Source organism: Stenotrophomonas bentonitica, assembly GCF_002887735.1.
GTDB lineage: Bacteria > Pseudomonadota > Gammaproteobacteria > Xanthomonadales > Xanthomonadaceae > Stenotrophomonas > Stenotrophomonas bentonitica_A.
The window spans coordinates 210,287-236,342 of record NZ_PKQP01000003.1 but is presented as its reverse complement, the minus strand read 5'-3'; the positions used below and the strand labels follow the sequence as shown (position 1 = coordinate 236,342).

At 67.1% G+C, this 26,056-nt stretch carries 23 protein-coding genes and 1 pseudogene; 10 read left to right on the top strand and 14 right to left on the bottom strand.

Features of this window, described 5'->3' with window-relative positions; translation table 11 throughout:
- Positions 1-237: 237 nt before the first annotated feature.
- Together C0R07_RS08200 and C0R07_RS08195 are read right to left on the bottom strand one after the other, a co-directional pair.
- Positions 238-2,340, bottom strand: a complete 2,103-nt coding sequence (locus tag C0R07_RS08200; protein ID WP_070472388.1) for a phosphoglycerol transferase I — start codon at positions 2,338-2,340, stop codon at positions 238-240.
- Between the two features lie 285 nt (positions 2,341-2,625).
- A pseudogene (locus C0R07_RS08195) lies at positions 2,626-4,269 on the bottom strand (ABC1 kinase family protein); the annotation flags it as partial.
- Between the two features lie 178 nt (positions 4,270-4,447).
- Between C0R07_RS08195 and C0R07_RS08190 the strand changes: the two are divergent.
- Positions 4,448-5,359, top strand: coding sequence for a DUF808 domain-containing protein (locus C0R07_RS08190; protein ID WP_070472385.1), 912 nt, complete (start codon positions 4,448-4,450; stop codon positions 5,357-5,359).
- A gap of 12 nt (positions 5,360-5,371) precedes the next feature.
- On the opposite strand, the gene C0R07_RS08185 is transcribed toward C0R07_RS08190, so the two are convergent.
- Genes C0R07_RS08185 through C0R07_RS08175 form a run of 3 tightly spaced genes read right to left on the bottom strand, consistent with a single transcriptional unit; the run spans position 5,372 to position 8,173 of the window.
- The gene (locus C0R07_RS08185; RefSeq protein ID WP_102788628.1) at positions 5,372-6,031 is read right to left on the bottom strand and encodes a hypothetical protein; all 660 of its coding nucleotides are present in this window, start codon (positions 6,029-6,031) and stop codon (positions 5,372-5,374) included.
- A 9-nt stretch (positions 6,032-6,040) separates the two neighbouring features.
- On the bottom strand, positions 6,041-6,565 hold the full coding sequence (locus C0R07_RS08180) for an RNA polymerase sigma factor (protein ID WP_080341516.1): 525 nt from the start codon (positions 6,563-6,565) through the stop codon (positions 6,041-6,043).
- 45 nt (positions 6,566-6,610) lie between these two features.
- The gene (locus C0R07_RS08175) at positions 6,611-8,173 is read right to left on the bottom strand and encodes a GGDEF domain-containing protein (protein WP_019185277.1); all 1,563 of its coding nucleotides are present in this window, start codon (positions 8,171-8,173) and stop codon (positions 6,611-6,613) included.
- A 147-nt stretch (positions 8,174-8,320) separates the two neighbouring features.
- Here C0R07_RS08175 and C0R07_RS08170 point away from each other — a divergent pair, with 147 nt between their 5' ends.
- From C0R07_RS08170 to C0R07_RS08150, 5 genes are all read left to right on the top strand, one after another.
- On the top strand, positions 8,321-8,959 hold the full coding sequence (locus C0R07_RS08170; RefSeq protein ID WP_070472375.1) for an NAD-dependent dehydratase: 639 nt from the start codon (positions 8,321-8,323) through the stop codon (positions 8,957-8,959).
- 71 nt (positions 8,960-9,030) lie between these two features.
- Positions 9,031-9,909, top strand: a complete 879-nt coding sequence (locus tag C0R07_RS08165; RefSeq protein WP_019185279.1) for a tryptophan 2,3-dioxygenase — start codon at positions 9,031-9,033, stop codon at positions 9,907-9,909.
- Between the two features lie 243 nt (positions 9,910-10,152).
- Complete coding sequence (locus tag C0R07_RS08160) at positions 10,153-11,655, top strand: peptide MFS transporter (RefSeq protein ID WP_046273049.1); 1,503 nt, start codon at positions 10,153-10,155, stop codon at positions 11,653-11,655.
- An 8-nt stretch (positions 11,656-11,663) separates the two neighbouring features.
- Positions 11,664-12,272 (top strand): thioredoxin family protein, encoded by a 609-nt coding sequence (locus C0R07_RS08155; RefSeq protein ID WP_102788627.1) that lies wholly within the window; start codon positions 11,664-11,666, stop codon positions 12,270-12,272.
- A 121-nt stretch (positions 12,273-12,393) separates the two neighbouring features.
- On the top strand, positions 12,394-13,536 hold the full coding sequence (locus tag C0R07_RS08150; RefSeq protein ID WP_102788626.1) for a hypothetical protein: 1,143 nt from the start codon (positions 12,394-12,396) through the stop codon (positions 13,534-13,536).
- 4 nt (positions 13,537-13,540) lie between these two features.
- On the opposite strand, the gene C0R07_RS08145 is transcribed toward C0R07_RS08150, so the two are convergent.
- A complete protein-coding gene (locus C0R07_RS08145; RefSeq protein ID WP_026070113.1) occupies positions 13,541-14,029 on the bottom strand; it encodes a MarR family winged helix-turn-helix transcriptional regulator in 489 nt (162 codons plus the stop codon).
- Between the two features lie 172 nt (positions 14,030-14,201).
- On the opposite strand from C0R07_RS08145, the gene hppD reads away from it, so the two are divergent.
- Positions 14,202-15,272, top strand: coding sequence for a 4-hydroxyphenylpyruvate dioxygenase (gene hppD / locus C0R07_RS08140; protein ID WP_102788741.1), 1,071 nt, complete (start codon positions 14,202-14,204; stop codon positions 15,270-15,272).
- 119 nt (positions 15,273-15,391) lie between these two features.
- The gene (gene hmgA / locus C0R07_RS08135; protein WP_102788625.1) at positions 15,392-16,693 is read left to right on the top strand and encodes a homogentisate 1,2-dioxygenase; all 1,302 of its coding nucleotides are present in this window, start codon (positions 15,392-15,394) and stop codon (positions 16,691-16,693) included.
- Positions 16,694-16,699: 6 nt separating this feature from the next.
- On the opposite strand, the gene C0R07_RS08130 is transcribed toward hmgA, so the two are convergent.
- Positions 16,700-17,230, bottom strand: a complete 531-nt coding sequence (locus tag C0R07_RS08130; RefSeq protein WP_102788624.1) for a hypothetical protein — start codon at positions 17,228-17,230, stop codon at positions 16,700-16,702.
- 156 nt (positions 17,231-17,386) lie between these two features.
- Between C0R07_RS08130 and C0R07_RS08125 the strand changes: the two genes are divergently transcribed.
- A complete protein-coding gene (locus C0R07_RS08125) occupies positions 17,387-17,968 on the top strand; it encodes a hypothetical protein (protein WP_174704350.1) in 582 nt (193 codons plus the stop codon).
- 100 nt (positions 17,969-18,068) lie between these two features.
- A complete protein-coding gene (locus tag C0R07_RS08120; protein WP_070426122.1) occupies positions 18,069-19,025 on the top strand; it encodes a sodium:calcium antiporter in 957 nt (318 codons plus the stop codon).
- A 126-nt stretch (positions 19,026-19,151) separates the two neighbouring features.
- On the opposite strand, the gene C0R07_RS08115 is transcribed toward C0R07_RS08120, so the two are convergent.
- The 7 genes from C0R07_RS08115 to C0R07_RS08085 all read right to left on the bottom strand — a co-directional run bounded on the left by C0R07_RS08115 (position 19,152) and on the right by C0R07_RS08085 (position 25,925).
- Complete coding sequence (locus C0R07_RS08115) at positions 19,152-19,565, bottom strand: Na+/H+ antiporter subunit G (RefSeq protein WP_019185291.1); 414 nt, start codon at positions 19,563-19,565, stop codon at positions 19,152-19,154.
- Positions 19,562-19,846, bottom strand: a complete 285-nt coding sequence (locus C0R07_RS08110; protein ID WP_070472350.1) for a K+/H+ antiporter subunit F — start codon at positions 19,844-19,846, stop codon at positions 19,562-19,564. Before C0R07_RS08110 ends, C0R07_RS08115 begins: the two co-directional genes overlap by 4 nt.
- Complete coding sequence (locus tag C0R07_RS08105) at positions 19,843-20,349, bottom strand: Na+/H+ antiporter subunit E (protein WP_070472347.1); 507 nt, start codon at positions 20,347-20,349, stop codon at positions 19,843-19,845. Before C0R07_RS08105 ends, C0R07_RS08110 begins: the two co-directional genes overlap by 4 nt.
- Positions 20,346-21,881 carry a monovalent cation/H+ antiporter subunit D gene (locus tag C0R07_RS08100; RefSeq protein ID WP_102788622.1) on the bottom strand — a complete coding sequence of 512 codons (1,536 nt, stop codon included), beginning with the start codon at positions 21,879-21,881 and terminating at the stop codon, positions 20,346-20,348. Before C0R07_RS08100 ends, C0R07_RS08105 begins: the two co-directional genes overlap by 4 nt.
- Complete coding sequence (locus C0R07_RS08095) at positions 21,878-22,261, bottom strand: Na+/H+ antiporter subunit C (RefSeq protein ID WP_019185295.1); 384 nt, start codon at positions 22,259-22,261, stop codon at positions 21,878-21,880. Before C0R07_RS08095 ends, C0R07_RS08100 begins: the two co-directional genes overlap by 4 nt.
- Positions 22,261-25,086 (bottom strand): monovalent cation/H+ antiporter subunit A, encoded by a 2,826-nt coding sequence (locus tag C0R07_RS08090; protein ID WP_070426119.1) that lies wholly within the window; start codon positions 25,084-25,086, stop codon positions 22,261-22,263. The genes C0R07_RS08095 and C0R07_RS08090 overlap by 1 nt, the downstream gene beginning before the upstream one ends.
- A gap of 359 nt (positions 25,087-25,445) precedes the next feature.
- The gene (locus tag C0R07_RS08085; RefSeq protein ID WP_070426118.1) at positions 25,446-25,925 is read right to left on the bottom strand and encodes a DUF962 domain-containing protein; all 480 of its coding nucleotides are present in this window, start codon (positions 25,923-25,925) and stop codon (positions 25,446-25,448) included.
- Between the last annotated feature and the right edge of the window lie 131 nt (positions 25,926-26,056).

Below are 26,056 nucleotides of genomic sequence, written 5' to 3'. Positions count from 1 at the left end.
GGTAGTGCCGCGATCCAGGTAGTGCCGGCCGCTGGCCGGCAGCGCGCTGATAGAGGTAGCACCGGCCGGCAGCGCCCTGATCCAGGTAGTGCCGGCCGCTGGCCGGCAGCTGCACGATGCAGAGAGAACCGGGAGCCGGCCAGCGGCCGGCACTACCGATACGACCAGCAGACCTGCTAAGGACAGCGGACCCGATACGAACGACGGACCGCCCCCATGCCCGGCGGGAGGGCCGGATCAGCCGCGGTTGCCGCGGCGCGACGGCACCAGCGCGAAGGTATCCACGGCCAGCTTCTCGGCGTGGTTCAACCAGGCGCGCACTTCCAGATCATCCACCTCGTGGTCCAGGCCGAAGCTCAGGTTGATGCGGCCTTCTGCATCGGGCTGCACCCACTGCTGGGCCACCACCACCTTGCGCTGCGAGGAGACGGCTTCGATCCAGAAGCCACGGTCCGGCGACTGCTTGGTCACCAGCTGCACCATGTACTGCCCGGCGCGGGTGCGGCGGCCCTTCTGCGTGATCATGTGCGCCTGGCGGATGCTCGGGCGCGGGCCGTTGAACGGATCCAGCGGGCCATCCACCGCCACGCCACCGCGCAGCTGGTCATCGCGGAAGAGCTTGATGCCCTTGTCCTGGTTGACCAGCATCGCGCACCAGTCGCCATCGGCCGAGCCATCCTCGAACGCAGTGCAGCGATCCACGTAGGCCAGCGTATTGGATGGGTCGGCCAGATCGAACTGCTTGGACGTGTTCTCCAGATACACCGACTTCAGATCCCAATGCTTGTCGTACTCCAGCAGCACCGGCGGCTGCACGTGCTGCAGGCCGATCACCACCTGGTTGTCGTCATCGATGCGCAGCTGGCGGGTCTTGTCGCCCAGCCACAGCGAGCGCGAGAACGCGAGGTAGCGCGGGTAGTCCTTGCCGTTGTCGCGGAACACCGCGGCGCTGGCACTGTCCGAATGCTCCGGATGCAGCAGCGAGCGGCCGAAGCCGATCGAATCGATGGCCGGGTCGATCAGGCTCAGCAGCGTGGCGCCCGAGTCCAGCGTCGAGCCGGCCGGCGCGGTCAGCTGGCGCGGGGCGATGTCCTTGCCCAGGAACAGCAACAGGTTCTCGCGATCCTGCTTGGCCAGGATGTGGCTGAGATCGTTGGGCATGGCCAGGTGATCGGAGGCGATCACGATCAACGTGTCTTCGCCGTACGGACTGGCCTGGATACGATCGACCAGTTTGGCGATCAGCCCGTCGGTGCACTTGAGTGCGTTGAGCATGCCGATGTTGCCGTGCTCGCTCTGGTAACGGGTGCCTTTGCAGGCCACGGGGAGGTGACCGGCGGGATGATGGGTGTCCATGGTCAGCGTGGTGAGCATGAACGGCTCGCCCTTGCGCGAGAGCTGCACGAAGCGGTCGTACGCCTTGTCCAGCAGCACATCATCATGCACGCCCCACGGCGAGAAATGCGCGCGCGTGATCTTCTGCTTCTTGAACCAGGCCAGATCATCCACGGTATCGAAGCCGTGCGTGGCCAGGAACTGGCCCTTGCCCGCGAATTGGCCGTTGGCGCCGCCCAGATAGTGGTTGGTGTAGCCTTGCTGCTTGAGGTAATCGCCGAGGCAGACCGCTTCGGGCAGGAAGCTGCCCATGCGCCCCATGCTGTTCTCATCTTCCTTGGCGGTGGTCAACGGCACGCCGCACATCGAGGAGACCAGGCCGGCGATGGTCCAGCCACCGCCTTCGGCCGAGACCAGCCCGCGCACGTCCAGCGACTGCGCGGCCAGCCGGTTGATGTTGGGCATCAGGTCGGGGAAGGTGGTTTCATTGAGATAGGTGCGTTCCAGGCTTTCGCCGTAGATCCACACGATGTTGCGCGGCTTGGTCAGCGGCTGCTGCGGCACGCGGTACTCGGCCTTGACCATGCTGTAGTCGACCGGGCGCATCTGCTGGTACAGGCGCTGGCCATCGCTGTACAGCGGGCTGACCACGATCGCGACGAACCACATCGCCAGGAAGCCGGCGAAGACTGCCTTGCCGTGTGCGGGTCGGTGCCGGCGACGCAGGCGTGCCAGCAGCAAGGGGGTGAGCGATACCAGCGCCAGTGCGATGAAGCCGGCGATGTAGTGCTTGAAGTCGGCGATGCCGGCGCCTTCCATGTCTGCGCCAAGGTGGTACAGGGTGGCGGCATTGAGGCCATCACCGGACAACTTGTTGATCAACCACCACGCACTGAGGGTCAGCAGCAGCAATGACATCAGGCTTGCCTTCCACCACACCCACTTGTCAGATGCGAGGAACAGCCAGGTGAGCAGCAACAGTGACAGCAGCAGGATCCAGAGCATAAGCACTTTTGGCAGTGGAGACAGGTGGTGATGGACGCCATGACGACGCAGTTCCCATCCGACCGGCTGTCCCAACCACACATGCATGACAAGCCGATGACTCGATCATGCCTGCACGAACCTGACTGAAATGTTTGTTGAAAACGACATCTACCCTCATGCATCGCACTGCGATATGCGACGTAAAACACGCGTGAAGAAGTGCGCACGATGCTGCACTGCATCGCGCGTTTCCCTGTGCGTTTATATGCTCTGTCTGAATGCGTGACGCACGTGGCAAGCGCGTCAACGGTGCCCGCGTTCTTCCTTCGAGCGCGCACGACGATCGAAGATCAGCGCACTGAGGATGATGCCCAATCCGAGGAAGACACCGATCAACATCAGGGTGAATGCGATGGCGGGATAGCCGAACAGATGCCATCCGGTATCGACCTTCATCATCATCGCCGCGGCCAGTATCAGCGCGGCGGTGACGATGCCGGCAGAGACGCGGTTGGCGATCTTCTGCAGGTTCTCCATCAGGCGGGATTCTTCCAGCCCGGTGACCTTCATCTGCAGGCGGTTCTCGGCCAACAGCGCGAGGATGTCGGTCATCTTGCGTGGCCCGTCGCGCAGCAACTGCTGCATCTCCATCGCCTCGCTGGCGAGGTTGGCGGCCGACAGCGATTTCTTCAGGCGCGCGCGCATCACGTGCTGTAGCTGTTTCTCCACGATGCGCCGGGTATCCAGGTCCGGCGACAGCAGCCGGCACACGGTTTCCAGATTCAACAGCGCCTTGCCCAGCAGGCTCAGCTCCGGCGGGGTGCGCAGGCCGCTGGCGGTGGCAATGCGCACCAGGTCCAGCACCACGCGGCCTTCGGAGAAGCTGCTGTTGGCGGCATAGCGCGCGATGATCTGCCCGGTCTCGCGCAGATAGCGTTCTTCATCGAAGAACTCCAGCCGCGTGCTGATGCCGATGATTTCATCGGCGACTTCCTCACCGCGCCCATCCACCGCGGCGAACAACAGTTTGAGCAGGCGCTCGCGCAGGCGCGGCGGCATGTGCGCGACCATGCCCAGGTCGAAGATCGCCAGGCGACCGGCCGGGGTGACGCGCAGATTGCCGGGATGCGGATCGGCGTGGATCTCGCCATGCACGAAGATCTGGTCGACATAGCCGCGGATCAGCGCGGCAGCGAGCGGAGCCATCGGCTGCTCGGTACGGCGCACATCGGGGATCATGTCCACGCGCACGCCCTGCGCCAGCTCCATGGTCAGCACGCGGTGGCTGCAGTAGTCCCAGATCGGCTGTGGCACCCACAGCGGCTTGAACGGCTTGAGATGCTGGCCGAAGCGCTGCAGGTTCTCGGCCTCGGCCTGGTAGTCCAGCTCCTGCATGAGGGTCTTGGCGAATTCATTGAGCCAGTCGCGCAGGCGCACGCGGCGTCCGACCTGGGTGAGATGGTCGGCGGCCAGCGCAAAGCTGCGCAGCACGTCCAGATCCGAGCGCAGCTGGGCGGCGACCTCCGGCTTCTGCACCTTGACCGCCACCTGGCGGCCATCGTGAAGCTCGGCGCGGTGCACCTGGGCGATCGAGGCGCAGCCCAGTGGCACCGGGTCGAAGCTGGCAAACAGCTTGGACACCGACGCGCCCAGTTCCTTTTCGATGATCGCCGCGACGCGCTCGACCGGGATCGGCGCAACGTTCTCCTGCATGCGCTCCAGGGCCGTGGCGAACTCCACCGGCACCATGTCCGGGCGGGTGGAGAGCATCTGGCCCAGCTTGACGAAGGTCGGCCCCAGCGATTCCAGGTCGGTGACGAACTGTTCCGGGTTTCCTTCCGGTGGCACATCGTGGACCGCGCCTGCGTCCAGGTTCATGCCGGAAAATACGCCGGAATTACGGTAGCGCAACAGCAGGCGCAGGATCTGGCTGCGGCGGTTCATGCCCTTGACCAGCGACGGCGAACCGGGAAGGACGGGCGTGGTGTTCAAGCAGGACTCCGGGGCGACGATCACCAGCAGTGTGGCCGGGCGGCAGTGGTGGGCTGGTGAATCCGCTCCGGCTACCGCGACAGGGGTCGGATCGGTCAGAATCGGCGCTCCCGCTTCCTCCTTTGGATCCACCATGGCCGGTGCCAGTCTGTTCGCGTTGCTCGATGACATTGCGTCCCTGCTGGACGATGTGTCGGTGCTGACCAAGGTCGCGGCCAAGAAAACCGCCGGCGTGCTCGGCGACGACCTCGCGCTGAACGCCCAGCAGGTGACCGGGGTCAGTGCCAACCGCGAGCTGCCGGTGGTCTGGGCCGTCGCCAAGGGCTCGCTGGTCAACAAGGCGATCCTGGTGCCGGCCGCGCTGGCGATCAGCGCCTGGCTGCCCTGGGCGATCACCCCGCTGATGATGATCGGCGGCGCGTTCCTCTGCTACGAGGGCGTGGAGAAGCTGGCGCACCGCTTCCTGCATTCGCGCGACGAGGATGAGCAGCGCAAGGCCGAGCGGGCCAAGGCCCTGGCCGACGAGAAGGTGGACATGGTCGCGTGGGAGAAGGACAAGGTGAAGGGCGCGATCCGCACCGATTTCATTCTGTCGGCGGAGATCATCGTGCTGTCGCTGGGCGTGGTCTCCAGTGCACCGTTCCTCAACCAGGTCAGCGCGCTGGTGGTGATCGCCCTGGCGATGACGGTGTTCGTCTACGGTCTGGTCGCCGGCATCGTCAAGCTGGACGACCTGGGCCTGTACCTGTCGCGCAAGGGCGCGGCGCTGGCCGCAGTGGGCCGGGGCCTGCTGGTGGCTGCACCGTGGCTGATGAAGTTCCTCTCGGTGGCCGGCACCGCGGCGATGTTCCTGGTCGGCGGCGGCATCCTGGTGCACAGCATCGAACCGCTGCACCACGCCATCCTGGAGATGGGCGGTGACGGCAGCTGGGGCTGGTTGATCAATGCGCTGGGCAACGTGATCGTCGGCGTGGTGATCGGTGCGGTGGTGCTGGCGGCGGTGACCGGGTTCCAGAAGCTGCGCGGGTCCAAGCCCGCGCACTGACGGCCGGCCGGTTCAGGTCGGCGTCCAGCCGCTCAGGGCGTCCAGCTCGGCGCGGGCGCGGGCCAGCCGGCGCCCGGACAGCGCGTCGATTGCGCGCTGCAGCCACGGCGACGCCGGTGCGTGCTGCACCCAGCGGCGGGCAAGGAGCACCGCGGCCAGCATGGCCAGCGCCCCCGCCGCCAGCGAGGCCAGCAGCCACGGTGCGGCCAAGGCCCCCAAGTCCACACCCCAGGCCTGCCAGGCCACCAGGACCGGCACCGCCAGCCACAGCCAGCACCACGGCAGGCCGAGCAGCAGCTCGGTCAATGCGGTGTGCCGGGCAAGCGCGGCCAGCTGCTGCGATTGCTCCACCACCGTGTGTGTCGGCTCCAGCTGCCGGCGGCGATGCAGGCGGGTGATGCTGGCGATGATCACCGCGATGCAATAGGCGTGCAGCGCCATCGCGCTGAGCATCACCGCCAGCGGCGGTTGCTGCCACCACTGGCTCCCGCAGTACACCGCCAATGCCAGCCAGGCCACCAGCTGCAGCCCCTGCCAGAGGCTGAAGAGCCCGAGTTGGCGCTGCACCGCCCGGTGCCGATGGCTGCGCCATGCCTCCAGCGCGAAGGTCTCCTGCGTATCCGCGTGCTGGCTGGTGCTGTTCCACAGCTGCTTGAGGTCATCCGGTTGCATGGTGGGCTCTCAGTCGGTGGGATTCAGGCGCGTGCGCAGCTGCTGGCGCAGGCGGTGCAGGCGGGTAGAGACATTGGCGACGCTGATGCCCAGCACTTCAGCGATCTGCCGATGGTCGTGATCGTCCAGGTGCAGCAGCATCAGCGCACGATCCAGCGGCGGCAGCGCGTGGATGGCGACCTCCAGCTGGTGCAGCGCGTGACGCTGCTCGGGCGGCGCGCTTTCGTCGGCGGCGGGCAGGTCGTCGTCCAGCGCGGCGTGGTGGCGCTGCCGATGCTGCTGCCGGCGCCATTGCGAGATCGCCACGTTGAGCGCCACCCGGTACAGCCAGGTCGAGAAACGCGCCCGCGCCGGGTCGAACGCCTCGAAGGCCGCCCAGGCCTGCACGCTGATCTCCTGGACCAGATCCAGCCGGTCCTCGTGCTGCGGGCAATAGCCGCGCGCCACCTTCAGCACGATGCCGCGGTGCTGCTCCAGCAGCGCGGCGAAGCGCGGGCGCAGATCGGTGTCGGTGGCGGGCAGTGTCATGTCCATACCCGGATGATTCGCGCCGCTGCGCCGAATATCACAGGCGCAGGCTCAGCGCGGCGGCTCGGCCGCCAGTACCCGGTTCTTGCCAACCCGCTTGGCCGCATACAGCGACGCATCGGCGCGCCGCAGCAGCGCCTCGGCCGGCTCGCCCGGTTGCCACTGCGCCAGCCCGGCACTGAAATGCACCGGCACGCGCTGTTCGTCCAGCGGCAGCGGCCGCTGTGCCAACGAGCGCTGCAGCCGCAGCAGGGTGGACATGCTGTCGGCCGCCGGGGTTTCCGGCAGCAGCAGGACGAACTCGTCGCCACCGAGCCGGGCGATGGCATCGCTGCTGCGCAGGTGCAGCTGGCAGACGCTCACCAGGTGGCGGAGTACCGCATCGCCACCGGCATGGCCGTGCAGGGTGTTGGTCTGGTGGAAATCGTCCAGGTCGAGCAGCGCCAGCGCCAGTGGATGGCCGTGGCGTGCGGCGCGCGCCAGCTCGCGCTCCAGCAGCTCGTCCAGACCGCGCCGGTTGAGCGCGCCAGTCAGCGGGTCGGTACGGATCAAGCCGGACACCTCGCGCAGCTCCTGCTCCAGTTCGGCGATGCGCTGTTCGGCCTGTTCCACTTCGCGGCGTGCATTGCCCAGGTGGTCGCGCGCCTGCAGCGCCTGGTCCTGCACGCGCCCGGTGTCCTGCAGCACATCCTGCAGCAGCTGGTTGAGGTCGGCGATGCTGCGCGCTTCCTTCAGGGCCAGCGCGTAGCTGCTGATCCGGTCGTGGTACTCGCCGGTGCTCACCGCCATGCCGTCCAGGCGCTCGATGAAGCCACCCATGACGTTCTTCATCGCCGCCTTGGATTCAACGATGCCCTGCTTGAGCAGCCCCTGCTTGTAGATCACCTCGCGCAGGTTGGCGCGCGCCTGTTCGACCGAATCGCGATCCAGCGGGCCGCCGATCAGCGAACGCACCGCATGGACCTGGCCGTGCAGCCAACTGCTGTCATCCAGCAGCTCGCTGATGTTGTCCAACAGCAGATCGAACAGACTCAGCAGCAGCTCCTGCTGCTCCTGCCAGCCGTCGCTGCGCACGCCGATCTGGTGCGAGAGCTCGCGCAGCCGCTGTTCGATCGGCTGCAGCGGCTGGCCCGGATGCCAGTGGCGCAGTTCACCGGCCAGCTGCACCGGCTCCTCGCGCAGCTCGGGCATGTTCTGCAGCAGGCTGGCCACGGTCACCCCGACGGTGTGCCGCAGCAGCTCGCGCAGGCGCAGGCTGTCAGGCTGGCCGTCGGGCGTTTCCTGCTCGATGGTGCGGATGTACTTGTCGATCAGCTGGCGCATCGCGCGGCCATAGCTCACCCAGTCCGCGCTGCGCTGCGCCGACTGCAGGCGCAGGCCCATGTCGCCCAGCTCGCCGGGCAGGGTGGACATGCCATTGGCGAACGCAGCCAGCAGCGGCTCGGGCGCATCGATGCCGGCGAACAGCCGCTGCAGCATCGCGCTGCTGCCGCCTTTGGGCCCGGGCGCCGGCTCGCTGGCGGTCTCCACCCCGGTGCCCACGCTCTGTCGCCGCGACAGCAGCCGCCCGACGGCGGTGCCGGGGCGGGGGGAAGCGTCGTGCGGGTCCGTCATGCGGCAGGTCCTTGGCAGTGACCGGCGAGGTGCGCCGGGGCGAGGGGAGGTGGCAACAGTATCGGCGCGGGGCACGCCGGCTTGAACGCGGGGCCCGCTACGCCCGATATGCCACGATTGTAGGCAATCTGACCGCAGGAGCGTGCGATGAAGGTGATGCTGGTAGGCGCGACCGGACTGGTCGGGGGCCATGTGCTGCGGCAACTGCTGGATGACCCGCGTTGCGATGCGGTGATCGCCCCGACCCGCCGCGCGCTGAAGACCACGGATGCAGCGCTGCTCAACCCGGTGGTGGACTTCGCGCAGCTGCCGGCCGGGGCCGACTGGTGGGCGGTGGATGCCGTGATCTGTGCGCTTGGCACCACGATCAAACAGGCCGGCAGCCAGGAGGCCTTCGCACGGGTCGACCATGATTTCCCGCTGGCCGTGGCGCGGCTGGCGCGTGCCCACGGTGCGCATGCCTTCGCATTGAACTCGGCGATGGGCGCCGACCCGGGCTCGCGGATCTTCTACAACCAGGTCAAAGGACGGTTGGAGCAGGACCTGCGGGCGCTGGGCTACCCCTCGCTGACCCTGGTCCGGCCCGGGCTGATCGGCGGTGAGCGTGCCGAACGGCGTACCGGCGAGCATCTGGCCAGCGTGGTGCTCGGCGTGCTCGGCCCGGTGCTGCCGCGCGCCTGGCGGATCAATCCGGCCGGGAACATCGCCGCCGCGCTGGTCGAGGCGGCGTTGGTGCCCACGCCCGGCGTCAGGATCGTGGGTTCGGCCGACCTGGCGGAGCGGTGAGCCGCTGACGGCCGGATGCGCGGCGACCCGGTCACTGCGCTACCCTTTCAGCCCCTTTAGCGGTCCCTGCCATGTCCGTCGACAAGAACCAACGCGATCTCGAAGCCGGTATCCACACCGATCTGGAGGGGCGGCTGACCTACGGCGGCTACCTGCGCCTGGACCAGCTGCTGTCGGCCCAGCAGCCGCTGTCCAACCCGCCGCACCACGACGAAATGCTGTTCATCATCCAGCACCAGACCTCCGAGCTGTGGCTGAAACTGCTGGCGCACGAACTGCGCGCGGCGATCGGGTTCCTGCAGCGCGACGAGGTCTGGCAGTGCCGCAAGGTGCTGGCGCGCAGCAAGCAGGTGCTGCGCCAGCTGACCGAGCAGTGGTCGGTGCTGGAAACGCTGACGCCTTCGGAGTACATGGGCTTCCGCGATGTGCTGGGCCCGTCCTCGGGCTTCCAGTCGCTGCAGTACCGTTACATCGAGTTCCTGCTGGGCAACAAGAACGCGCAGATGCTGCAGGTGTTCTCGCACGACCCGGCCGGCCAGGCCCAGCTGCAGGAGGTGCTTGATGCCCCCAGCCTGTATGAGGAGTTCCTGCGCTACCTGGCCCGCTTCGGCCACCCGGTCCCGGCCGGCTACCAGGGCCGCGACTGGCAGCAGCCGCACGTGGCCGACGACGCCCTGCACCCGGTGTTCGAGCGGATCTACCAGAATACCGACCGCTTCTGGCGGGAGTATTCGCTGTGCGAGGACCTCGTCGATCTGGAGACCGCCTTCCAGCTGTGGCGCTTCCGCCACATGCGCACGGTGATGCGGGTGATCGGGTTCAAGCGCGGTACCGGCGGCTCCAGCGGGGTCGGCTTCCTGCGCCAGGCGCTGGAGCTGACCTTCTTCCCGGAGCTGTTCCAGGTGCGCACCACGATCCGCAACGACGACCCGATGCCGCCGGACGCCTGATCGGACATCGGCCGCAATAAGCCTATTCATATTTACCTGCCCCATCCGCCGTAGGGTGCGGCAGGCCCCGCCGTTGCTGCGCTGCCGGTCTCTGGCCGGAAGTTGCAGATGCAAGTTCAGCGACCATGCTGCCAGCGGTACACATCAGCGTGTATTTGACGTGAACGTGGTTGGTCTGGGATTCTCCCGCGCTGCTTTCGCACATCGGACGTGCATGTCTTCCACCGAACCCAGGAATCCCGCATGAGCGTAGACGCCGCCGCGAAATCCGTTCCCGATCCGGCGCTGCCGGAGTTCAAGACCACGCTGGGCCATCCGCGCCCGTTGTGGATGCTGTTCATGACCGAATTCTGGGAACGCTTTGCGTTCTACGGGATCCGCTGGGCCCTGGTGCTGTACATCGTCGCGCAGTTCTTCGACGGTGATTCGGCCGGCCAGGCCGCGGCCAGCCGGACCTACGGCGCCTACCTGGCGCTGGTCTACGCCGCCGCCATCTTCGGTGGCTACGTCGCCGACCGGGTGCTGGGCTACCAGCGTTCCATCCTGACCGGCGCGGTGATCATGGCTGCCGGCCTGTTCATGGTCGCGATGCCCAACAAGGAAATCTTCGAGCTGGGCCTGGCCACGATCATCATCGGCAACGGCCTGTTCAAGCCCAACATCTCGACCATGGTCGGCAAGCTGTACGGCCTGAAGGATGAGCGCCGCGACTCGGGCTTCACCATCTTCTACATGGGCATCAACATCGGCGCGATGATCGCCCCGGTGCTGACCCAGTACCTGGCCGAGCGCGTGTTCGGCACGCAGGCGATGCCGTCCTACAAGATGGTCTTCATCGCCTCGGGCATTGGCATGCTGATCAGCCTGGCCTGGTTCTACGTCGGCCGTGCCGGCCTGAAGGGCATTGGCGCCCCGCCGGCCGGTGCCGAAGGCTACGGCCGCATCGTGATGGTGTTCATCGGCGCGATCGTGGCGATCCCGGTGGCCTTCTTCCTGCTCTCCACCGGCGCCACCGCGCTGGCGTGGATCCTGGGTGTGATGTTCATCGCCCTGGCGATCCTGCTGCTGGTCGAAGGCATCCGCGAAGGCAAGGTCCAGCGTGACCGCGTGATCGCGATGCTGATCATCTTCACCTTCAACGTGATGTTCTGGATGTTCTTCGAACAGGCCGGCAGCTCGTTCACCTTCCTGGCCGACAACATCGTCAACCGCAACCTGGGCGGCTGGGAATTCCCGACCGCCTGGTTCCAGTCGGTCAACTCGGTGGCGATCATCACCCTGGCCCCGATCATTGCCTGGATCTGGATCAAGCTGGGCCGCGCCAACCCGTCCATCCCGCGCAAGTTCGGCCTGGGCCTGCTGTTCAACGGCGCGGCGTTCGCGCTGCTGATGGTGGCGCTGTCGAGCATGGTCGTGGACGGCAAGATTCCGTTCTGGACGCTGTTCATGGTCTACGTCATCCAGTCCATCGGTGAGCTGTGCCTGTCGCCGATCGGTCTGTCGATGGTGACCAAGCTGGCCCCGGTGCGCCTGGTCGGCTTCGGCATGGGCGGCTGGTTCCTGTCCACCGGCATCGGCAACAACATGTCCGGCATCTTCGCCGGCGTGGTCAGCGGCGAAGGCGGCATGACCGTGGAATCGGCCCTGAAGGGTTACACCTTCGGCTTCTGGGCGTTGATCATTTCCGGCGTGGTGCTGTTCCTGGTCGCCCCGCTGATCAACAAGCTGATGCACGGCGTCAAGTGAGGACCGCGATGCGCATGAAAGCAGCGGCAATGTCGATGATCGTGGCCGGCCTGCTGGCCGCCTGTTCGCCGTCGTCGGCGCCCACCACTGCGCCTGCGCAGCCGCTGGACACCTCCGAGCAGAAAACCCCGGTCGCCGATCCCGGCGCACCGGTGGCCTCGGGCAACACCCCGGCCGCGGCGGACATCGCCGCGATCGCGGCGCTCAACGCCCAGTTCGATCCTGCGCGTGATCCGGTCGCCGATCTGGCCACGGCCAAAGTCGAGGCCCAGCGCGGTGGCAAGCGGATCATCCTGGATGTGGGCGGCGAGTGGTGCCCGTGGTGCCATCTGATGGACGGGTTCATCGAAGGCGATGCGGAGATCCGCAGCTTCCGCGATGCCAACTACGTCTGGATGAAGGTCAACTACAGCGAAGAAAACGAGAACGCGGCGTTCCTGTCGCAGTTCCCGGCAGTGAAGGGCTACCCGCACCTGTTCGTGCTCGACGCCGACGGCACGCTGCTGCACTCGCAGTTCACCGGCGAGCTGGAAGCGGACAAGGGGCAGAAAAAGGGCTACGACCGTGGCCGCTTCTTCGCCTTCATGAAGCAATGGGCGCCACCCAAGGCGTCGTGACTGAACAGGCCGCGGATTCCGCGGCCTTTTTTTTTGCGCTCAATTTGTCGGCCACCCTGCCGCTACCTCCAAGGACCTCATGCCGCGCTGTTCGTGGCGGGCAACCGACGGAATTGGACGCATGCAGCCGGGCACCAGTGACACCCCCACCGATGTTTCCCTCGATGCGCCCGCCGGCGTGAGCCTGCCGTCGGTCGATGTGCTGCTGGACGACCAGACCGCGCCGGATGCGCTCGATGGCGAGGGCGGGACGCCGGCGCCGGGTGCGATCCGCTACCGCCTGCCGATGGTCTCCGTGCCCGGCAACGTGCTGCTCAAGGCCGCGGTGCAGAAACTGGTCGAGCAGAAGGCGCAGCTGGACGCGCTGGCACGCCAGGGCAGCCTGATCGGCCTGATCCCGGCCGAGTGGCAGGGTAGCGGCCTGCGCGGGGTGGACCTGCAGGGCTTCGTGCTGAGCGTGGTCCCGTTCCTGCACAACGCCAGCAAGGACGAAACCGCCCCGGCGCGCGTGCCGCTCAAGCATGTACTCGGTGATGCCGGCCGCTGGGACCAGCACGACGTCGAAGAACCCAAATCGCTGGCGTTCTTCCTGGCCAGCGACGATCGCGCCAGTGCCGGTACGAAGGACCCTGCCGAGGTGTATCTGGTCGGCGCGCTCGGCCTGGCCTGGGCGCACGAGGGGCGTACCCGCCCCGGCTTCCTGCGTGCGATGGGCTACGGCAGCATGGCCGCGCGCGTGCACCTGCTGCCGTACCCGGCGCCGGCGCAGCTGGCGCTGTACAGCGTGACCGCGCACGGGGTGACGCAGCTCTGGTGCGTGCTGGATCGCCGCAAGGTGCGCCCGCTGCTGGCGCCGTGGCTCAGCGTGCCGCTGCTGACCGCCTATGGGGTCACCCCCCCGCAGACCTGGCCGACCAGCTTCCCGGCGGTCGATGAGGTGGCCGCGGTGCTGGCCGCCGCACGTGGTGGCAAGGGCCCGGTCGAAGCGGACCTGGGCAAGGTGGCCGCCAAGGTTGCCCAGGACGCCTCCGGCGAAGCCTGGATGCCGGTCAGCCTGCTCCAGGTCGGCACCTGGTCACCGCGCTGGCGCTACTTCATGGCGACCTTCATCGGTCTGCCATCCCTGTTGCTGGTGGTGGCCGCGCTGGCCTTGCCGGGGGCGATCGAAGCGGCCGCCGTGGCGGCCTCGCTGGGGTTCGCCGGCGGTGCCATCGGCGCCCTGGCCGCGCCCTGGGTGCATGCGCGGCGCAAACACCTGAACTGAGGCGCTACTCGTCCATCCGCTGCAGGCCTTCGCCGGCCAGGCGCAGGATCAGCGTTTCCAGCATCTGTTCTTCTTCCTCGCTGAGCACGGACATCAGCTTGCGGGTGATGTCGATCACCAGCGGGGCGATGGTTTCGTACACCTCGAAACCGGCCGCCGACAGCGCCAGCACCGAGCGGCGCCGGTCGTCGCCATGGGTTTCACGCTTGATGAAGCCCCGTTCGAGCAGTCTGGCCACGGCGCGGCTGACCGCGACCTTGTCCATCGCGGTGCGATCGGACACCTCGCTGGCCGACGAGCCCGGGTACAGCGCCAGGACCGTGATCACCCGCCACTCGGGGATCGCCAGCCCATAACGGTCCCCATACAGCTTGGCGATGTTGCCGCTGACACGGTTGGACAGAACGCTCAGCCGGTACGGCAGGAACTGCTCCAGATCGAGCAGGGCGTGCGACGCGCGGATGCTGTGACTGCTGGGATCGGGCGGGCTCATGTTGCGGTGCACCTTGATGGTGGTTTCATGTGAAACTATAACCTACGTTCCGGACTCCGCATTCTCGCGGGTCTGCCTTCCTACCGCACCTGGTTTTTTCCGATGCGGACTGCTTTGGAGCCACAGCATGACCAGCCAAACGAGCACCGCGTCCTACGCACCCGATCCGGGCATGCAGGTCACCACCTTCGAAAACCCGATGGGCATCGATGGGTTCGAGTTCGTCGAGTTCGCCGCCCCGGCCGGCCGTGGCGCCGAACTGCACGACTATTTCCGCAAGATGGGCTTCACCGCCGTGCTGCGCCACAAGCAGCGTGCGATCACAGTCTATCGCCAGGGCGACGTGAACTTCCTGGTCAATGAAGAGCCGGACTCGTTCGCCTCGGATTTCGCCGAGAAGCACGGCCCGTGCGCCTGCGGTTTCGCGATCCGCTTCAAGAAGCCGGGCGACGAGGTCTACCAGATGGCCCTGGGCAACGGCGCCGAAGCGATCGACTTCAAGCCTGACACCCGCGCCGTCGCCGCCCCGATCATCAAGGGCATCGGCGACTGCATGCTGTACCTGGTCGACCGTTATGGCGCCAACGGCAGCATGTTCGATACCGATTACGCGCCGATCGAGGGCGTGGACCCGCGCCCGAAGGGCTTCGGGCTGACCTTCATCGATCACCTGACCCACAACCTGTACTTCGGCAACATGCAGCAGTGGTCGGACTACTACGAGCGGCTGTTCAACTTCCGCGAGATCCGCTACTTCGACATCAAGGGCCTCAAGACCGGCCTGGTGTCCAAGGCGATGACCGCGCCGGATGGCATCGTGCGCATCCCGCTCAACGAATCCTCCGATCCGAAGAGCCAGATCAACGAATACCTCGACGCTTACAAGGGCGAGGGCATCCAGCACATCGCCTGCTTCACCGAGAACATCTACGAGACCGTGGAAGCGATGCGCGCCCAGGGCGTGGAGTTCCTGGACACGCCGGAGACGTATTTCGACGTGATCGACATGCGCGTGCCCAACCACGGTGAAGACGTGGCCCGGCTGGCGAAGAACAAGATCCTGATCGATGCTGATCCGGAGACCAAGCAGCGCAAGCTGCTGCAGATCTTCACCACCAACTGCATCGGCCCGATCTTCTTCGAGATCATTCAGCGCAAGGGCAACGAAGGGTTCGGCGAAGGCAACTTCACCGCGCTGTTCGAGAGCATCGAGCGCGACCAGATGAAGCGCGGCGTGCTGTAAGACGCGCGCTGTAACGCACCGGCAGCCGCCCGCGTTACGCTGCAACGATGGCATCGGCGTCCGCGCCGGTGCCATCGGCTGTACTCCCTTGCCATCCACGCCTCCGGCGGAGCAGGACCATGAACAACCCGATGTCATCGCGCGGCTACCAGACCGGTTTCGGCAACGAGTTCGCCACCGAGGCGGTGCCTGGTGCGCTGCCGGTGGGGCAGAACTCCCCGCAGCGTGTCGCCCATGGCCTGTATGCCGAACAGCTGTCCGGCACCGCATTCACCGCGCCGCGCGGCAGCAACCGCCGCAGCTGGGTGTACCGCATCCGCCCCGCGGTGACCCACGGTGAGTTCACCCCCTTCGCCCAGCCGCACCTGCACGGTGACTTCGCGCAGGGTGCGGTCTCGCCCAACCAGCTGCGCTGGGATCCGTTGCCGCTGCCCGGTACGCCCACGGATTTCGTCGAGGGGCTGTACACGATGGGCGGCAACGGCTCGCCCGACGCCCACCATGGCGTGGGCATCCACCTGTATGCGGCCAACCGCGACATGCAGGGCCGCTACTTCTACAACGCCGATGGCGAGCTGCTGATCGTTCCGCAGCTCGGCCGCCTGCGCCTGCTCACCGAAATGGGCGTGATCGAGATCGAACCGCAGCAGATCGCGGTGATCCCGCGTGGCGTGCGCTTCCGGGTCGAACTGCCCGATGGCGATGCACGCGGCTACGTCTGCGAGAACTTCGGCGCCCTGCTGAAGCTGCCCGACCTGGGCCCGATCGGGTCCAATGGCCTGGCCAATCCGCGCGACTTCGAGACGCCCCACGCCGCATTCGAGAACGTCGATGGCGCGTTCGAACTGATCGCCAAGTTCGAGGGCCAGCTATGGCGCGCGGACATCGATCATTCGCCGCTGGACGTGGTCGCCTGGCACGGCAACTACGCGCCGTACCGCTATGACCTGCGCCGCTTCAACACGATCGGCTCGATCAGCCATGACCACCCCGATCCGTCGATCTTCCTGGTGCTGCATTCGCCCAGTGATACGCCGGGCACCAGCAACATGGATTTCGCGATCTTCCCGCCGCGTTGGCTGGTCGCGCAGAACACGTTCCGCCCGCCGTGGTTCCACCGCAACATCGCCAGCGAGTTCATGGGCCTGATCCACGGTGCCTACGATGCGAAGGCCGAAGGCTTCGTGCCGGGCGGTGCTTCACTGCACAACTGCATGAGCGGCCACGGCCCGGACGCGGCGACCTTCGAGAAGGCCTCCGCCGCCGACCTGAGCAGACCGGACGTGATCAAGGACACCATGGCCTTCATGTTCGAAACCCGCGGCGTGATCCGCCCGACCGCCCAGGCCATGGCGGCAGCGCACCGCCAGCGCGGGTACCAGCACTGCTGGCAGGGCTTGAAGGCGAATTTCTCGGGGTAGGCAGCCTCAAACCGCCGCGATCTGGAACCGCTCGGCATGCGCCGTCGGCAGCACCTCCAGCAACCGCTGCCGCACCCGTCCGGCGTAGCCGGTCGAGGTCAGCCCGGGCAGCGCCTCCAGCGCGGCGTGCAGTGCGGCCATGACCGCGTCGTCGCTGCGGGCCTGCTGCAGGGTGTGGAACAGCGCCGCCGCCTGCGGATGGCGCTGCAGTTCCAGGATGTCGAGCAGGTAGATCCGCGCGGCGACCAGCGAGCGGCGGCGTTCGGTCACCGGCGCCAGCGCCGCGGTCGGCATCACGCTGGGTGCGGGCGCGGCGGGCGCGGCAACGGTGACCTCCGCGGCCGCACTGGACACCAGATACCCGGTCTGGATCAGCTGGATCACCATCGCCGGGGTCTCCGGGCCCACCAGCTGGCCCAGCTGGACCAGGTCACGCTGGCCGTCGCACAGGATCAACAGCCGGCGCTGGCGCATGTCCAGCGGAGCGCGGTGGGCCTGCAGCGCGGTGCGGGCAAGGTCGGTCTTCTGCGGTTGCATGGGGGCGGGGTCGATGCGGTGCAGGCCGAGCCTGAACGCGGCAGGTGAAACGCCGATGACAACGACAGTGTGCATGCCGCCCACACGGCGCACGCGCTAGGCTGCGCCCATTCACCGGGAGATGCAGGCATGAAACAGCTGGGAAGCGTGATGGCACTGGGGATGGTGCTCGCCTTGGCCGCGTGCGGACGCGCGCCGGAAACCCCGTCCAGCGACGCCGAGGCAGCGGTGCCTGCGCCGGCGGCGTACACCGCGCCCAGCGCGCCCGCCACGGCGGCATCGGGCACGCCAACAGCGGGGCCGGCACGCCTGGACGGCTACGGCCCCGTCGCGTTGGGCAGTACGCTGGAGGAGGTCCGCGCGGCCTGGAAAGAACCGCTGCAGGGCGAGGTCGCCGACGACTACTGCCATGCGCTGCGACCCGAAGGCGCACAGGCCGAGGACGTCATTTTCATGATCGAGGGCAAGCGCCTGGTCCGCTATGACGTGCGCAACGACCGCACCGTCGCCCCCGGTGGCGGCAAGGTCGGCATGTCGCTGGGCCAGCTGCAGACGCTGTACCCCGACCGCGGCGATCTGACCCCGCACAAGTACGACGCGCAGGGCCACAACCTGCGCGTGCGCCCGGCGGCCGAGGGCGGTGCGCTGATCAACTTCGAGATCAACGGCGATGGCAACGTGACCGCGTGGCGCGTTGGCAAGACACCGCAGGTCGACTACGTGGAAGGCTGTTCCTGAGCCACCGCTACCGTCCTGGCCCGGGTGCCGGGGCGGGCGTTCACCGTTCGGGCCGGGCGGGCCCTAGAATCGGCCCACACCCGTCACCGGGGAGCACCAGATGATCGCTGCCACTGTTTGGTTCGTGCTGGGCCTGGTGCTGTTGGCACTGGGCGGGGACAGCATCGTCCGTGCCGCCTCCGGGCTGGCCCAGCGCTTTGGCGCCTCACCGTTCGTGGCCGGGTTGCTGCTGGTGGCCTTCGGCACCTCGCTGCCGGAACTGGTGGTCAACGCCCGCGCCTTCGTGGTCGGGGCGGAAGAACTCGCGCTGGGCAACGCGGTGGGCAGCAACATCGTCAATGTCGGCCTGACCCTGGGGCTGGCGGCGCTGGCCGCACCGCTGCTGGTCCGTGCGCGCCTGCTCTCGCCGCTGCTGGTGTGCCTGGCGGCGGCAAGCCTGCTGCTGATCCTGTTCGGCCTGGATGGCGTCATCGCGCGCTGGGAAGGGGCGGTTCTGCTGCTCGCCTTCGTCGGGCTGCTGGTGTTCCTGCTGCGCCGTGCGCGGTTGGAATCCGAGCCGGTGCGCGAGGCCATCGCCGGCTATGCCATGACCCGCACCGGGCTGTTCCTGAACCTCCTGCGGCTGCTGTTCGCGGCGCTCTGCCTGTATGTCGGCGCGCGCTGGGTTGTGCAGGCCGCGCCGGTGTTCGGCGCCGGGCTGGGCTGGTCGCCGTTGCTGGTTGGCCTGTTGCCGGTGGCGATCGGCACCGCATTGCCCGAAGTGGCGGCGGCGATCGCGGCGGCGCGGCGTGGGCAGGGTGACATGGTGCTGGGCCATGTGATCGGCTCGAGCCTGTTCAACCTGCTGGTGGTGGTCGGCGGCATGGCCGCGCTGCGCCCGCTGGCGCTGCCCGCATCGTTCGTGAAACTGGAGCTGCCGGCGGCGATCGCCTTCGTGCTGGTGCTCTACCCGATGCTGCGCGGTGATCTGACGATCAGCCGGCGTGAGGGCGCGGTGCTGGTGGTGGCCTTCGTCGGCTGGATCGCGCTCGAGCTGGCGTTGATCGGCAGCGTGTGAGGTTGATGGCCAACTGTTGAAGCAGCCGGCCAGCCGCCGGCGCTACCGTTTCGCAGGCTGGTTGCAGCCGGCCAAAGGTCGGCCCTGCCGTTTTGCAGGCGTGTTGCAGCCGACCAACGGTCGGCTCTACTGGCTGTCCCGGGAAACGGGGGCCTTGGCATCGTCGGTCTCGTCTGCGCGGCGCGGTTCCGGCGGCGGCAGCTGTTCTTCCTTGGCGGTCTTGTGCCCGGGCAGCTCTGGCCGGGTTTCCATCAGCAGCGACAACGCGGCCTTGGCCATCATGTGCGCACTGATCGGTGCGGTGATGAACAGGAACACGGTGATCAGCAGTTCGCGCGGCTGCGGGTCTTCGCCGAGGAAGATGTGGTAACAGACCGAGCCGACCAGCACGCAGCCCACGCCCAGCGTGCTGGCCTTGGTCGGTGCGTGCAGGCGCTTGAAGAAGGTCGAAAGCTTCACCAGGCCGAGCGCGCCGACCAGGATGAAGAAGCAGCCGAACAGCAGCAGGATCGACAGCACGATCTGGATGAAGGTGATCATTCGACGATGTCCCGGCGCAGCACGAACTTGCTCAGCACCACCGTGCTGCCGAAGCCGAGCATGGCGATGATCAGCGCGGCTTCGAAATACACCGCCGAGTTGAGGTACATGCCGAACAGCATCAGCTCGGCGATCGCCGTCACCGACAGCGTGTCCAGGGCGAGGATGCGGTCGGGCACGGTCGGGCCGCGCAGCAGGCGCCAGGTGGCCAGCAGCATGGCCAGGCCGACCACGTGCATGCACACCACCATCGTGGTCTGGATGAACATGTATCCGGTCATGGGAAGATCTCCATCAGCGGGGCTTCGTAGCGGGATTTGATCTGCCGGATCAGCGCATCCGGATCATCCAGATGCAGCACGTGCACCAGCAGATACCTGCGGTCATCGGACAAGGCCGCCGACACCGTGCCCGGGGTCAGCGTGATCATGCTGGTCAACGCGGCGATGCCGTGGATGTTGGCGATATCCAGCGGCAGCCAGATGAAGCCGGGGTGGATGCGGCGCTCCGGCCCCAGCACCTGGATCGCGACCCGGATGTTGGAGATCAGGATGTCCCACAGGGTCACGAACAACAGCTTGGGGAGGGGCTTGAGCGAGCCGATCCGCGCGAACTCGCGGTCCAGCCGGGCGGCGAACAGCGGCACCACCACGCCCAGGATCATGCCGAGCACGAACTGGCCCAGGGTGAAGCTGTCGGACATCAGCAGCCAGAACACCACGACCATCACGCTCAGCGAGGGCGAGGGCAGCACGCGTTTGTAGAGGGAAGGCTTGCGCGTCATGGCTGGCGGATCTCCGGCGTGGTGGCGCGCAGCTCACCCACGTAGTCCTGCGGCTGCAGCAGCTGGGTGGCCATCGCATCGGTGTGCTGCATCAGCGGGCCGGCGAACACGCTCATCGCGATGCCATAGCTGAGCAGCAGCGCGGCGGCGAACAATTCCACGGTGCGCGTGGGCGCCTTGCGCGGCTTGGGTGCGCCTTCTTCGACCACCGGCACGCGCCAGAACAGGCGGATGCCGCCGCGGGTCAGGCCGACGATGACCATCAGGCTGCTGCCCAGCACGGCGGCCCAGACTGCCCAGGTGTACTGCGCGGGCATCCCGGCCAGCAGCGCAGCCTTGGCCAGGAAGCCGGACAGCGGCGGCAGGCCCGCGACCGACACCGCACCGATCAGGAACAGTACCGCAGGCGTTTCCTTGCCCGGCATCGGCGCGATGACTTCCTTGCGATCGCTGGCACCGCCGCGGCGGCGGCGGATCAGATCGGCAATGAGGAACAGTGCGGCGGCCACGAAGGTGCTGTGCGGCAGGTAGTAGAGGCCGGCCGAGAGCACTTCGGGCGTACGCACCGAGAAGGCGATGAACAGCGTCGCTGCCGAGACCACCACCAGGTAGGAGATCAGCACGCGCAGGCGTGCCGCAGCGAGCACGCCCAGGCCGCCCAGCACGAGGGTGGCCACACCGGCCCAGAGCAGCCACTGGCTGCCGTAGCCGGCCATCGGTCCGGCACCCTCGCCGAACCACAGCGTGCTGACCCGCAGCACCGCGTACAGGCCGACCTTGGTCATGATCGCGAACAGCGCCGCCACCGCCGCCGGCGCACGCGCATACGCTTCGGGCAGCCACAGATACAGCGGCATCAGCGCGGCCTTGCTGCAGAACACCAGCAGCAACAGCCCCATGGTCGCCTTGACCAGGGTCAGGTGCGAGGCCGGCACTTCAGCGATGCGCTGGGACAGTTCGGCCATGTTGAGCGAGCCCAGCGAGGCGTACAGCAGGCCGAGTGCGATCAGGAACAGGGTCGAGGCGGTGACGTTGAACACCACGTAGTGCAGGCCGATGCGCATGCGCAGGCCGCGCCCGCCGCTGAGCAGCAGGCCGTAGGAGGCGATCAGCATCACCTCGAAGAACACGAACAGATTGAAGATGTCGCCGGTCAGGAACGCGCCGTTCAGGCCGACCAGCTGGAACTGGAACAGCGCATGGAAGTGCGGCGCGCGCCGGTCCCAGCCCGAGCAGGCGTGCAGCAGGCAGGGGATGGCCAGCAGCAGGGTGGTCACCAGCATCCATGCCGAGAGGCGGTCGGCCACCAGCGCGATGCCCAGCCGCGAGGGCCAGTCGCCCAGCAGGTACACCGCGATACTGCCATCGGCGGTCTGCGCGAACAGCAGGGCCACCGCGGCGGCCAGCGCGGCCAGCGTGGTCCACGCCACCGTGCGCTGCACCTTCGGCCCGTAACGGCGGTGCTCGACGAACAGCGAGCAGGCCGCGCCGAACAGGGGAATCAGGATGGGCAGGATCACCGCATGGTTCATGCGCCGCCCTCCCGGCCCGGCGCGGTATCGGCAGGCAGCTCTTCTTCTTCGTGCGCGTCCACGTGGTCGCTGTGGTTGTCGCTGCGACTGCGCATGGCCAGCACGATGCTGACCGCGGTCATCGCAAACGCGATCACGATGGCGGTGAGCACCAGCGCCTGCGGCAGCGGATCGGTGTAGTTGCCCAGGTCGCTGTCGATGCCCTCACGCAGCACCGGCGCCTTGCCCTGCACCAGGCGTCCACCGGCGAAGATCAGCAGGTTGGTCGCATACGACAGGAAGGTCATGCCGAGGATCACATCGAAGCTGCGCGCGCGCAGCAACAGGTAGATGCCGATCGCGCTCAGTACGCCGATGGCGCTTGCCAGGGCCAGTTCCATCAGTGCATCTCCCCGGTTTTTGCCGAACGGCGGGTGGGATCGATCTCGCCTTTGCGGGCGTTGCGGGTGCGCGAGGGCTTGATCGTGCCCATCATCGAGAGCATCAGCATCACCCCGCCGAACACCACCAGGTACACGCCGGTATCAAAGCCGATCGCACTGGCCAGCGGCACCTCGCCGATCAACGGAATGTGCAGGTCCAGGTGGCCGCTGGTCAGGAACGGCACGCCGAACAGCATCGAGGCGCAGCCGCTGAGGATGGCGATCAGCAGACCGGCACCGATGCAGCGGATGTAATCGAAGCCGAAGCGCGATTCCACCGAAGTGGTGCCTTGGATGACGTACTGGATCAGCAGCGGCACGGCCAGCACCAGCCCGGCGATGAAGCCGCCGCCGGGCGCGTTGTGGCCGCGCAGGAACAGGAAGATCGAGACGGTCAGGGTCAGCGGGAACATGATCTGGGCAAGATCGGCCGGTACCGGCAGCTTGATCGGCGGGCCGGGCATGATCTGCTCCGGTGCCATCCGCGAGCGGCGCAGCATGGCGTGCACCACCAGCGCGGCGATGCCGAACACGGTGATCTCACCGAAGGTATCAAAGCCACGGAAGTCGACCAGGATCACGTTGACCACGTTCTGCCCATAGGCCTCCGGCAGCGCACGTGCCAGCAGCTCGCCGGCCATGGTGTTGGGCGGCAGGGTCATGGCGGTGTAGGCCATCGCGGCCAGGCCACCACCGGCGACGATCGCGATCACCGCATCGCGCCGCTTGCGCCAGACCGACTTCTCCGGCGGCGACTGGATCGGCAGGTAGTTCATGCCCAGCAGCATCAGCACCAGGGTGACCATCTCCACCAGCAGCTGGGTCAGGGCCAGATCCGGCGCGGACAGGAACACGAAGGTCAGCGAGACCATCAGGCCGACGCCACCGACCACCAGCACCGCCAGCAAACGCTGCCGGTAGACGAACAGCGCGCCCAGCGCGCAGGCCATCATCACCAGCCACAGAGCCCAGCCCAGCAGCGGGATCGGCTGCGGCGAGGGCCAGTTGGGCGAGGCGGGATGGGCCACGAACGGGGCGGCGGCGACGATCACCGCCACCACCACCAGCGCCATCAGCATGCGCTGCAGGCTGCCGTTGGCCAGGCCCTGGGTGAGCCGGTGGGCGAAGCCGAACACCAGGTCCAGCTGCTTGTGGAAAATGTTGCGGCCGATGCTGCGGCTGACCACCGCGTGCAGGTCGATCAGGCGGCGCAGGCCGAAGTACAGCGCGATGCCGCCGACCACACCGGCTGCGCTCATCGCCAGCGGCATGTTGAACCCGTGCCAGACCGAGAGGCTGTAGGCCGGCATCGCCGGGCCGAGGATGGACGACGCCGCGGCGTGCAGTACCGGGGCGATGGTGATCGCCGGCGCAACGCCGACGGCTACGCAGACCACCACCAGGATCTCCACCGGCACCTTCATGAAGCGCGGCGGCTCATGCGGGACGCGGTCCAGATCGTGTGGCCCCTTGCCGAAGAAGGTGTCGTGCACGAAGCGCAGGCTGTAGGCCACACCGAACACGCCGGCCAGCAGCGCGGCGATCGTCATGGCGATGCGCATCGCCTCCGGCCCGGCGGTCAGGGCTTCGGCGAACAGCATTTCCTTGGACAGGAAGCCGTTGAGCAGCGGGATGCCCGCCATGGCCAGCGAAGCGATGATCGCCAGCGCGCTGGTGATGGGCATCAGCTTTCGCAGTCCCCCCAGCTTGCGCATGTCGCGGGTACCGGTTTCATGGTCGATGATGCCGGCGGCCATGAACAGCGAGGCTTTGAAGGTGGCGTGGTTGAGGATGTGGAACACACCGGCCACCACCGCCATCGGCGCGGACAGGCCGAACAGCATCGTGATCAGGCCCAGGTGGGAGATCGTCGAATAGGCGAGCAGGCCTTTGAGGTCATGCTGGAAGATCGCGTTCCAGGCACCGATCAACAGGGTGATCGCACCGATCCCGCTGACCGTATAGAAGAACAGGTCGGTGCCGGCCAGCGCCGGGTGCAGTCGGGCCAGCAGGAAGACGCCGGCTTTGACCATCGTGGCCGAGTGCAGGTAGGCCGAGACCGGCGTCGGCGCGGCCATCGCGTGCGGCAGCCAGAAGTGGAACGGGAACTGGGCGCTCTTGGTGAAGATGCCGGCCAGGACCAGGAACAGCGCATAGGGATACAGCGAACTGGCGCGGATCAGATCGCCGGCGGCGAGCACGGCATCCAGTTCGAAGCTGCCGACGATGCGGCCGATCAACAGCACGCCGCCAAGCAGGGCCAGGCCGCCGCCGCCGGTGACCACCAGGGCCATCCGGGCGCCCTCGCGGGCGTCCTGCCGGTGCGACCAGAAGCCGATCAGCAGGAACGAGCTGATGCTGGTCATTTCCCAGAACACCATCAGCAGCAACAGGTTGCCCGACAGCACCATGCCCAGCATGGCGCCCATGAACAGCAGCAGGTAGCAGTAGAAGCGGTGGGCGCTGTCGCGGGCACTGAGGTAGTAGTGGGCGTACATCACCACCAGTGCGCCGATCGCCAGCACCATCCCGGCGAACATCCAGGCCAGGCCATCCAGGCGCAGCGAGAAGGCCAGGCCGATCTGCGGTATCCACTCCCCGTAACTGCGGACGATGCCGCCGTCCATGATCGCCGGGGTCATCGTCGCCAACAGCGCCAGGCCCCCCAGCGGAGCGGCCGCGGCTACCCAGGCGGCCGTGGAGCGGGAGGTGCGGCGGAATGAAGCGACAGCCACTGCCATCAGGAAGGGCAGGGCGAGCAGCAGGAGCAGACTAGGATTCATGCAGGGAATGCGGGATTCACGAGCAGGCCGCTCAGTCTAACAGGCAGGCAATTGCTGCCGATACACCCGAATACGCCCTCAATTGCATGTAACGTGCACTGATTCATTTTTTCCGGGCAGCGCCCGGCCCCATTCGGGTCCGTCGGCGGCCGTATGGAAGCCCGCTGGTGACTTTGCCGACTGTGGCCTCCCGACGCCTGTGGAAACGGATCCGGAACCAGGCGTCGCAGGGGCTGCGGGGCCGAAACGGTGTGCACGAAGATGAACGGTGGCCGTCGCTCGAAAGGCCACTGGGGACGATGCTGGAGGGTGCGGCGTGGAGTGCCGGTGAGTGTCCGCGCTCGTTCAGGAAAAGCGGGTCAGTAGCGCCAGTCCATCCGGCGATAGAGCTTGGCCAATACCCACAGGGGGCCGATCAACAGGTAGACCAGATCGGTCAGGAAGCTCGGCTTGCGGCCTTCGTGCTTGTGGCCGATGAACTGCGCCACCCACGCCACGGCAAAAAGCCCCAGCGCCAGCCAGAACAGGTTCACCAGGCCGATCTCGGCTTCCAGCAGCCGGCAGACGCAGCCGCTGACGAAGAAGAACGCGAGCATGCCGTAGCCCAGCGTGCGCGAAAGACGGTTGTAGAAGCACCAGGCGGCGAACATCGCCAGGCCGGCCCAGATCCCGTTCTGGAACCAGGTGATCAGCGGCGGCAGGCACCACAGCAGGGCGATGACCGACCACGCGATCGCCGGGACGGCCAGGACGTGGATGCGCTGGTTCAGCACATTGCGGTGGTCGTCGGAATAGCTGGCGAAGTAGCGGTCGATCGGGCGTGCGACGGTGGTGGCCATGGTCCCTCCCAGGATCTGCAGAGCATACCGCCCCGGGCGGGTGGAGCCGACCGTTGGTCGGCTTGCTCTCGCCCAGACGATACCCCTCGTGCTGCACGCGATAGGCCACCAACGTCCGCGGCAGTCGACCA

What these genes read in the sequence shown, in the direction of transcription:
- C0R07_RS08105 (WP_070472347.1), bottom strand. Translation starts at nt 20,349, where the DNA reads ATGACGCGCAAGCCTTCCCTCTACAAACGCGTGCTGCCCTCGCCCTCG.
- C0R07_RS08120 (WP_070426122.1), top strand. Translation starts at nt 18,069, where the DNA reads ATGATCGCTGCCACTGTTTGGTTCGTGCTGGGCCTGGTGCTGTTGGCA.
- C0R07_RS08185 (WP_102788628.1), bottom strand. Translation starts at nt 6,031, where the DNA reads ATGCAACCGGATGACCTCAAGCAGCTGTGGAACAGCACCAGCCAGCAC.
- C0R07_RS08165 (WP_019185279.1), top strand. Translation starts at nt 9,031, where the DNA reads ATGTCCGTCGACAAGAACCAACGCGATCTCGAAGCCGGTATCCACACC.
- C0R07_RS08085 (WP_070426118.1), bottom strand. Translation starts at nt 25,925, where the DNA reads ATGGCCACCACCGTCGCACGCCCGATCGACCGCTACTTCGCCAGCTAT.
- C0R07_RS08175 (WP_019185277.1), bottom strand. Translation starts at nt 8,173, where the DNA reads ATGACGGACCCGCACGACGCTTCCCCCCGCCCCGGCACCGCCGTCGGG.
- C0R07_RS08155 (WP_102788627.1), top strand. Translation starts at nt 11,664, where the DNA reads ATGCGCATGAAAGCAGCGGCAATGTCGATGATCGTGGCCGGCCTGCTG.
- C0R07_RS08130 (WP_102788624.1), bottom strand. Translation starts at nt 17,230, where the DNA reads ATGCAACCGCAGAAGACCGACCTTGCCCGCACCGCGCTGCAGGCCCAC.
- C0R07_RS08200 (WP_070472388.1), bottom strand. Translation starts at nt 2,340, where the DNA reads ATGCTCTGGATCCTGCTGCTGTCACTGTTGCTGCTCACCTGGCTGTTC.
- C0R07_RS08110 (WP_070472350.1), bottom strand. Translation starts at nt 19,846, where the DNA reads ATGACCGGATACATGTTCATCCAGACCACGATGGTGGTGTGCATGCAC.
- C0R07_RS08145 (WP_026070113.1), bottom strand. Translation starts at nt 14,029, where the DNA reads ATGAGCCCGCCCGATCCCAGCAGTCACAGCATCCGCGCGTCGCACGCC.
- C0R07_RS08095 (WP_019185295.1), bottom strand. Translation starts at nt 22,261, where the DNA reads ATGGAACTGGCCCTGGCAAGCGCCATCGGCGTACTGAGCGCGATCGGC.
- C0R07_RS08160 (WP_046273049.1), top strand. Translation starts at nt 10,153, where the DNA reads ATGAGCGTAGACGCCGCCGCGAAATCCGTTCCCGATCCGGCGCTGCCG.
- hppD (WP_102788741.1), top strand. Translation starts at nt 14,202, where the DNA reads ATGCAGGTCACCACCTTCGAAAACCCGATGGGCATCGATGGGTTCGAG.
- C0R07_RS08115 (WP_019185291.1), bottom strand. Translation starts at nt 19,565, where the DNA reads ATGATCACCTTCATCCAGATCGTGCTGTCGATCCTGCTGCTGTTCGGC.
- C0R07_RS08180 (WP_080341516.1), bottom strand. Translation starts at nt 6,565, where the DNA reads ATGGACATGACACTGCCCGCCACCGACACCGATCTGCGCCCGCGCTTC.
- C0R07_RS08100 (WP_102788622.1), bottom strand. Translation starts at nt 21,881, where the DNA reads ATGAACCATGCGGTGATCCTGCCCATCCTGATTCCCCTGTTCGGCGCG.
- hmgA (WP_102788625.1), top strand. Translation starts at nt 15,392, where the DNA reads ATGAACAACCCGATGTCATCGCGCGGCTACCAGACCGGTTTCGGCAAC.
- C0R07_RS08150 (WP_102788626.1), top strand. Translation starts at nt 12,394, where the DNA reads ATGCAGCCGGGCACCAGTGACACCCCCACCGATGTTTCCCTCGATGCG.
- C0R07_RS08170 (WP_070472375.1), top strand. Translation starts at nt 8,321, where the DNA reads ATGAAGGTGATGCTGGTAGGCGCGACCGGACTGGTCGGGGGCCATGTG.
- C0R07_RS08190 (WP_070472385.1), top strand. Translation starts at nt 4,448, where the DNA reads ATGGCCGGTGCCAGTCTGTTCGCGTTGCTCGATGACATTGCGTCCCTG.
- C0R07_RS08090 (WP_070426119.1), bottom strand. Translation starts at nt 25,086, where the DNA reads ATGAATCCTAGTCTGCTCCTGCTGCTCGCCCTGCCCTTCCTGATGGCA.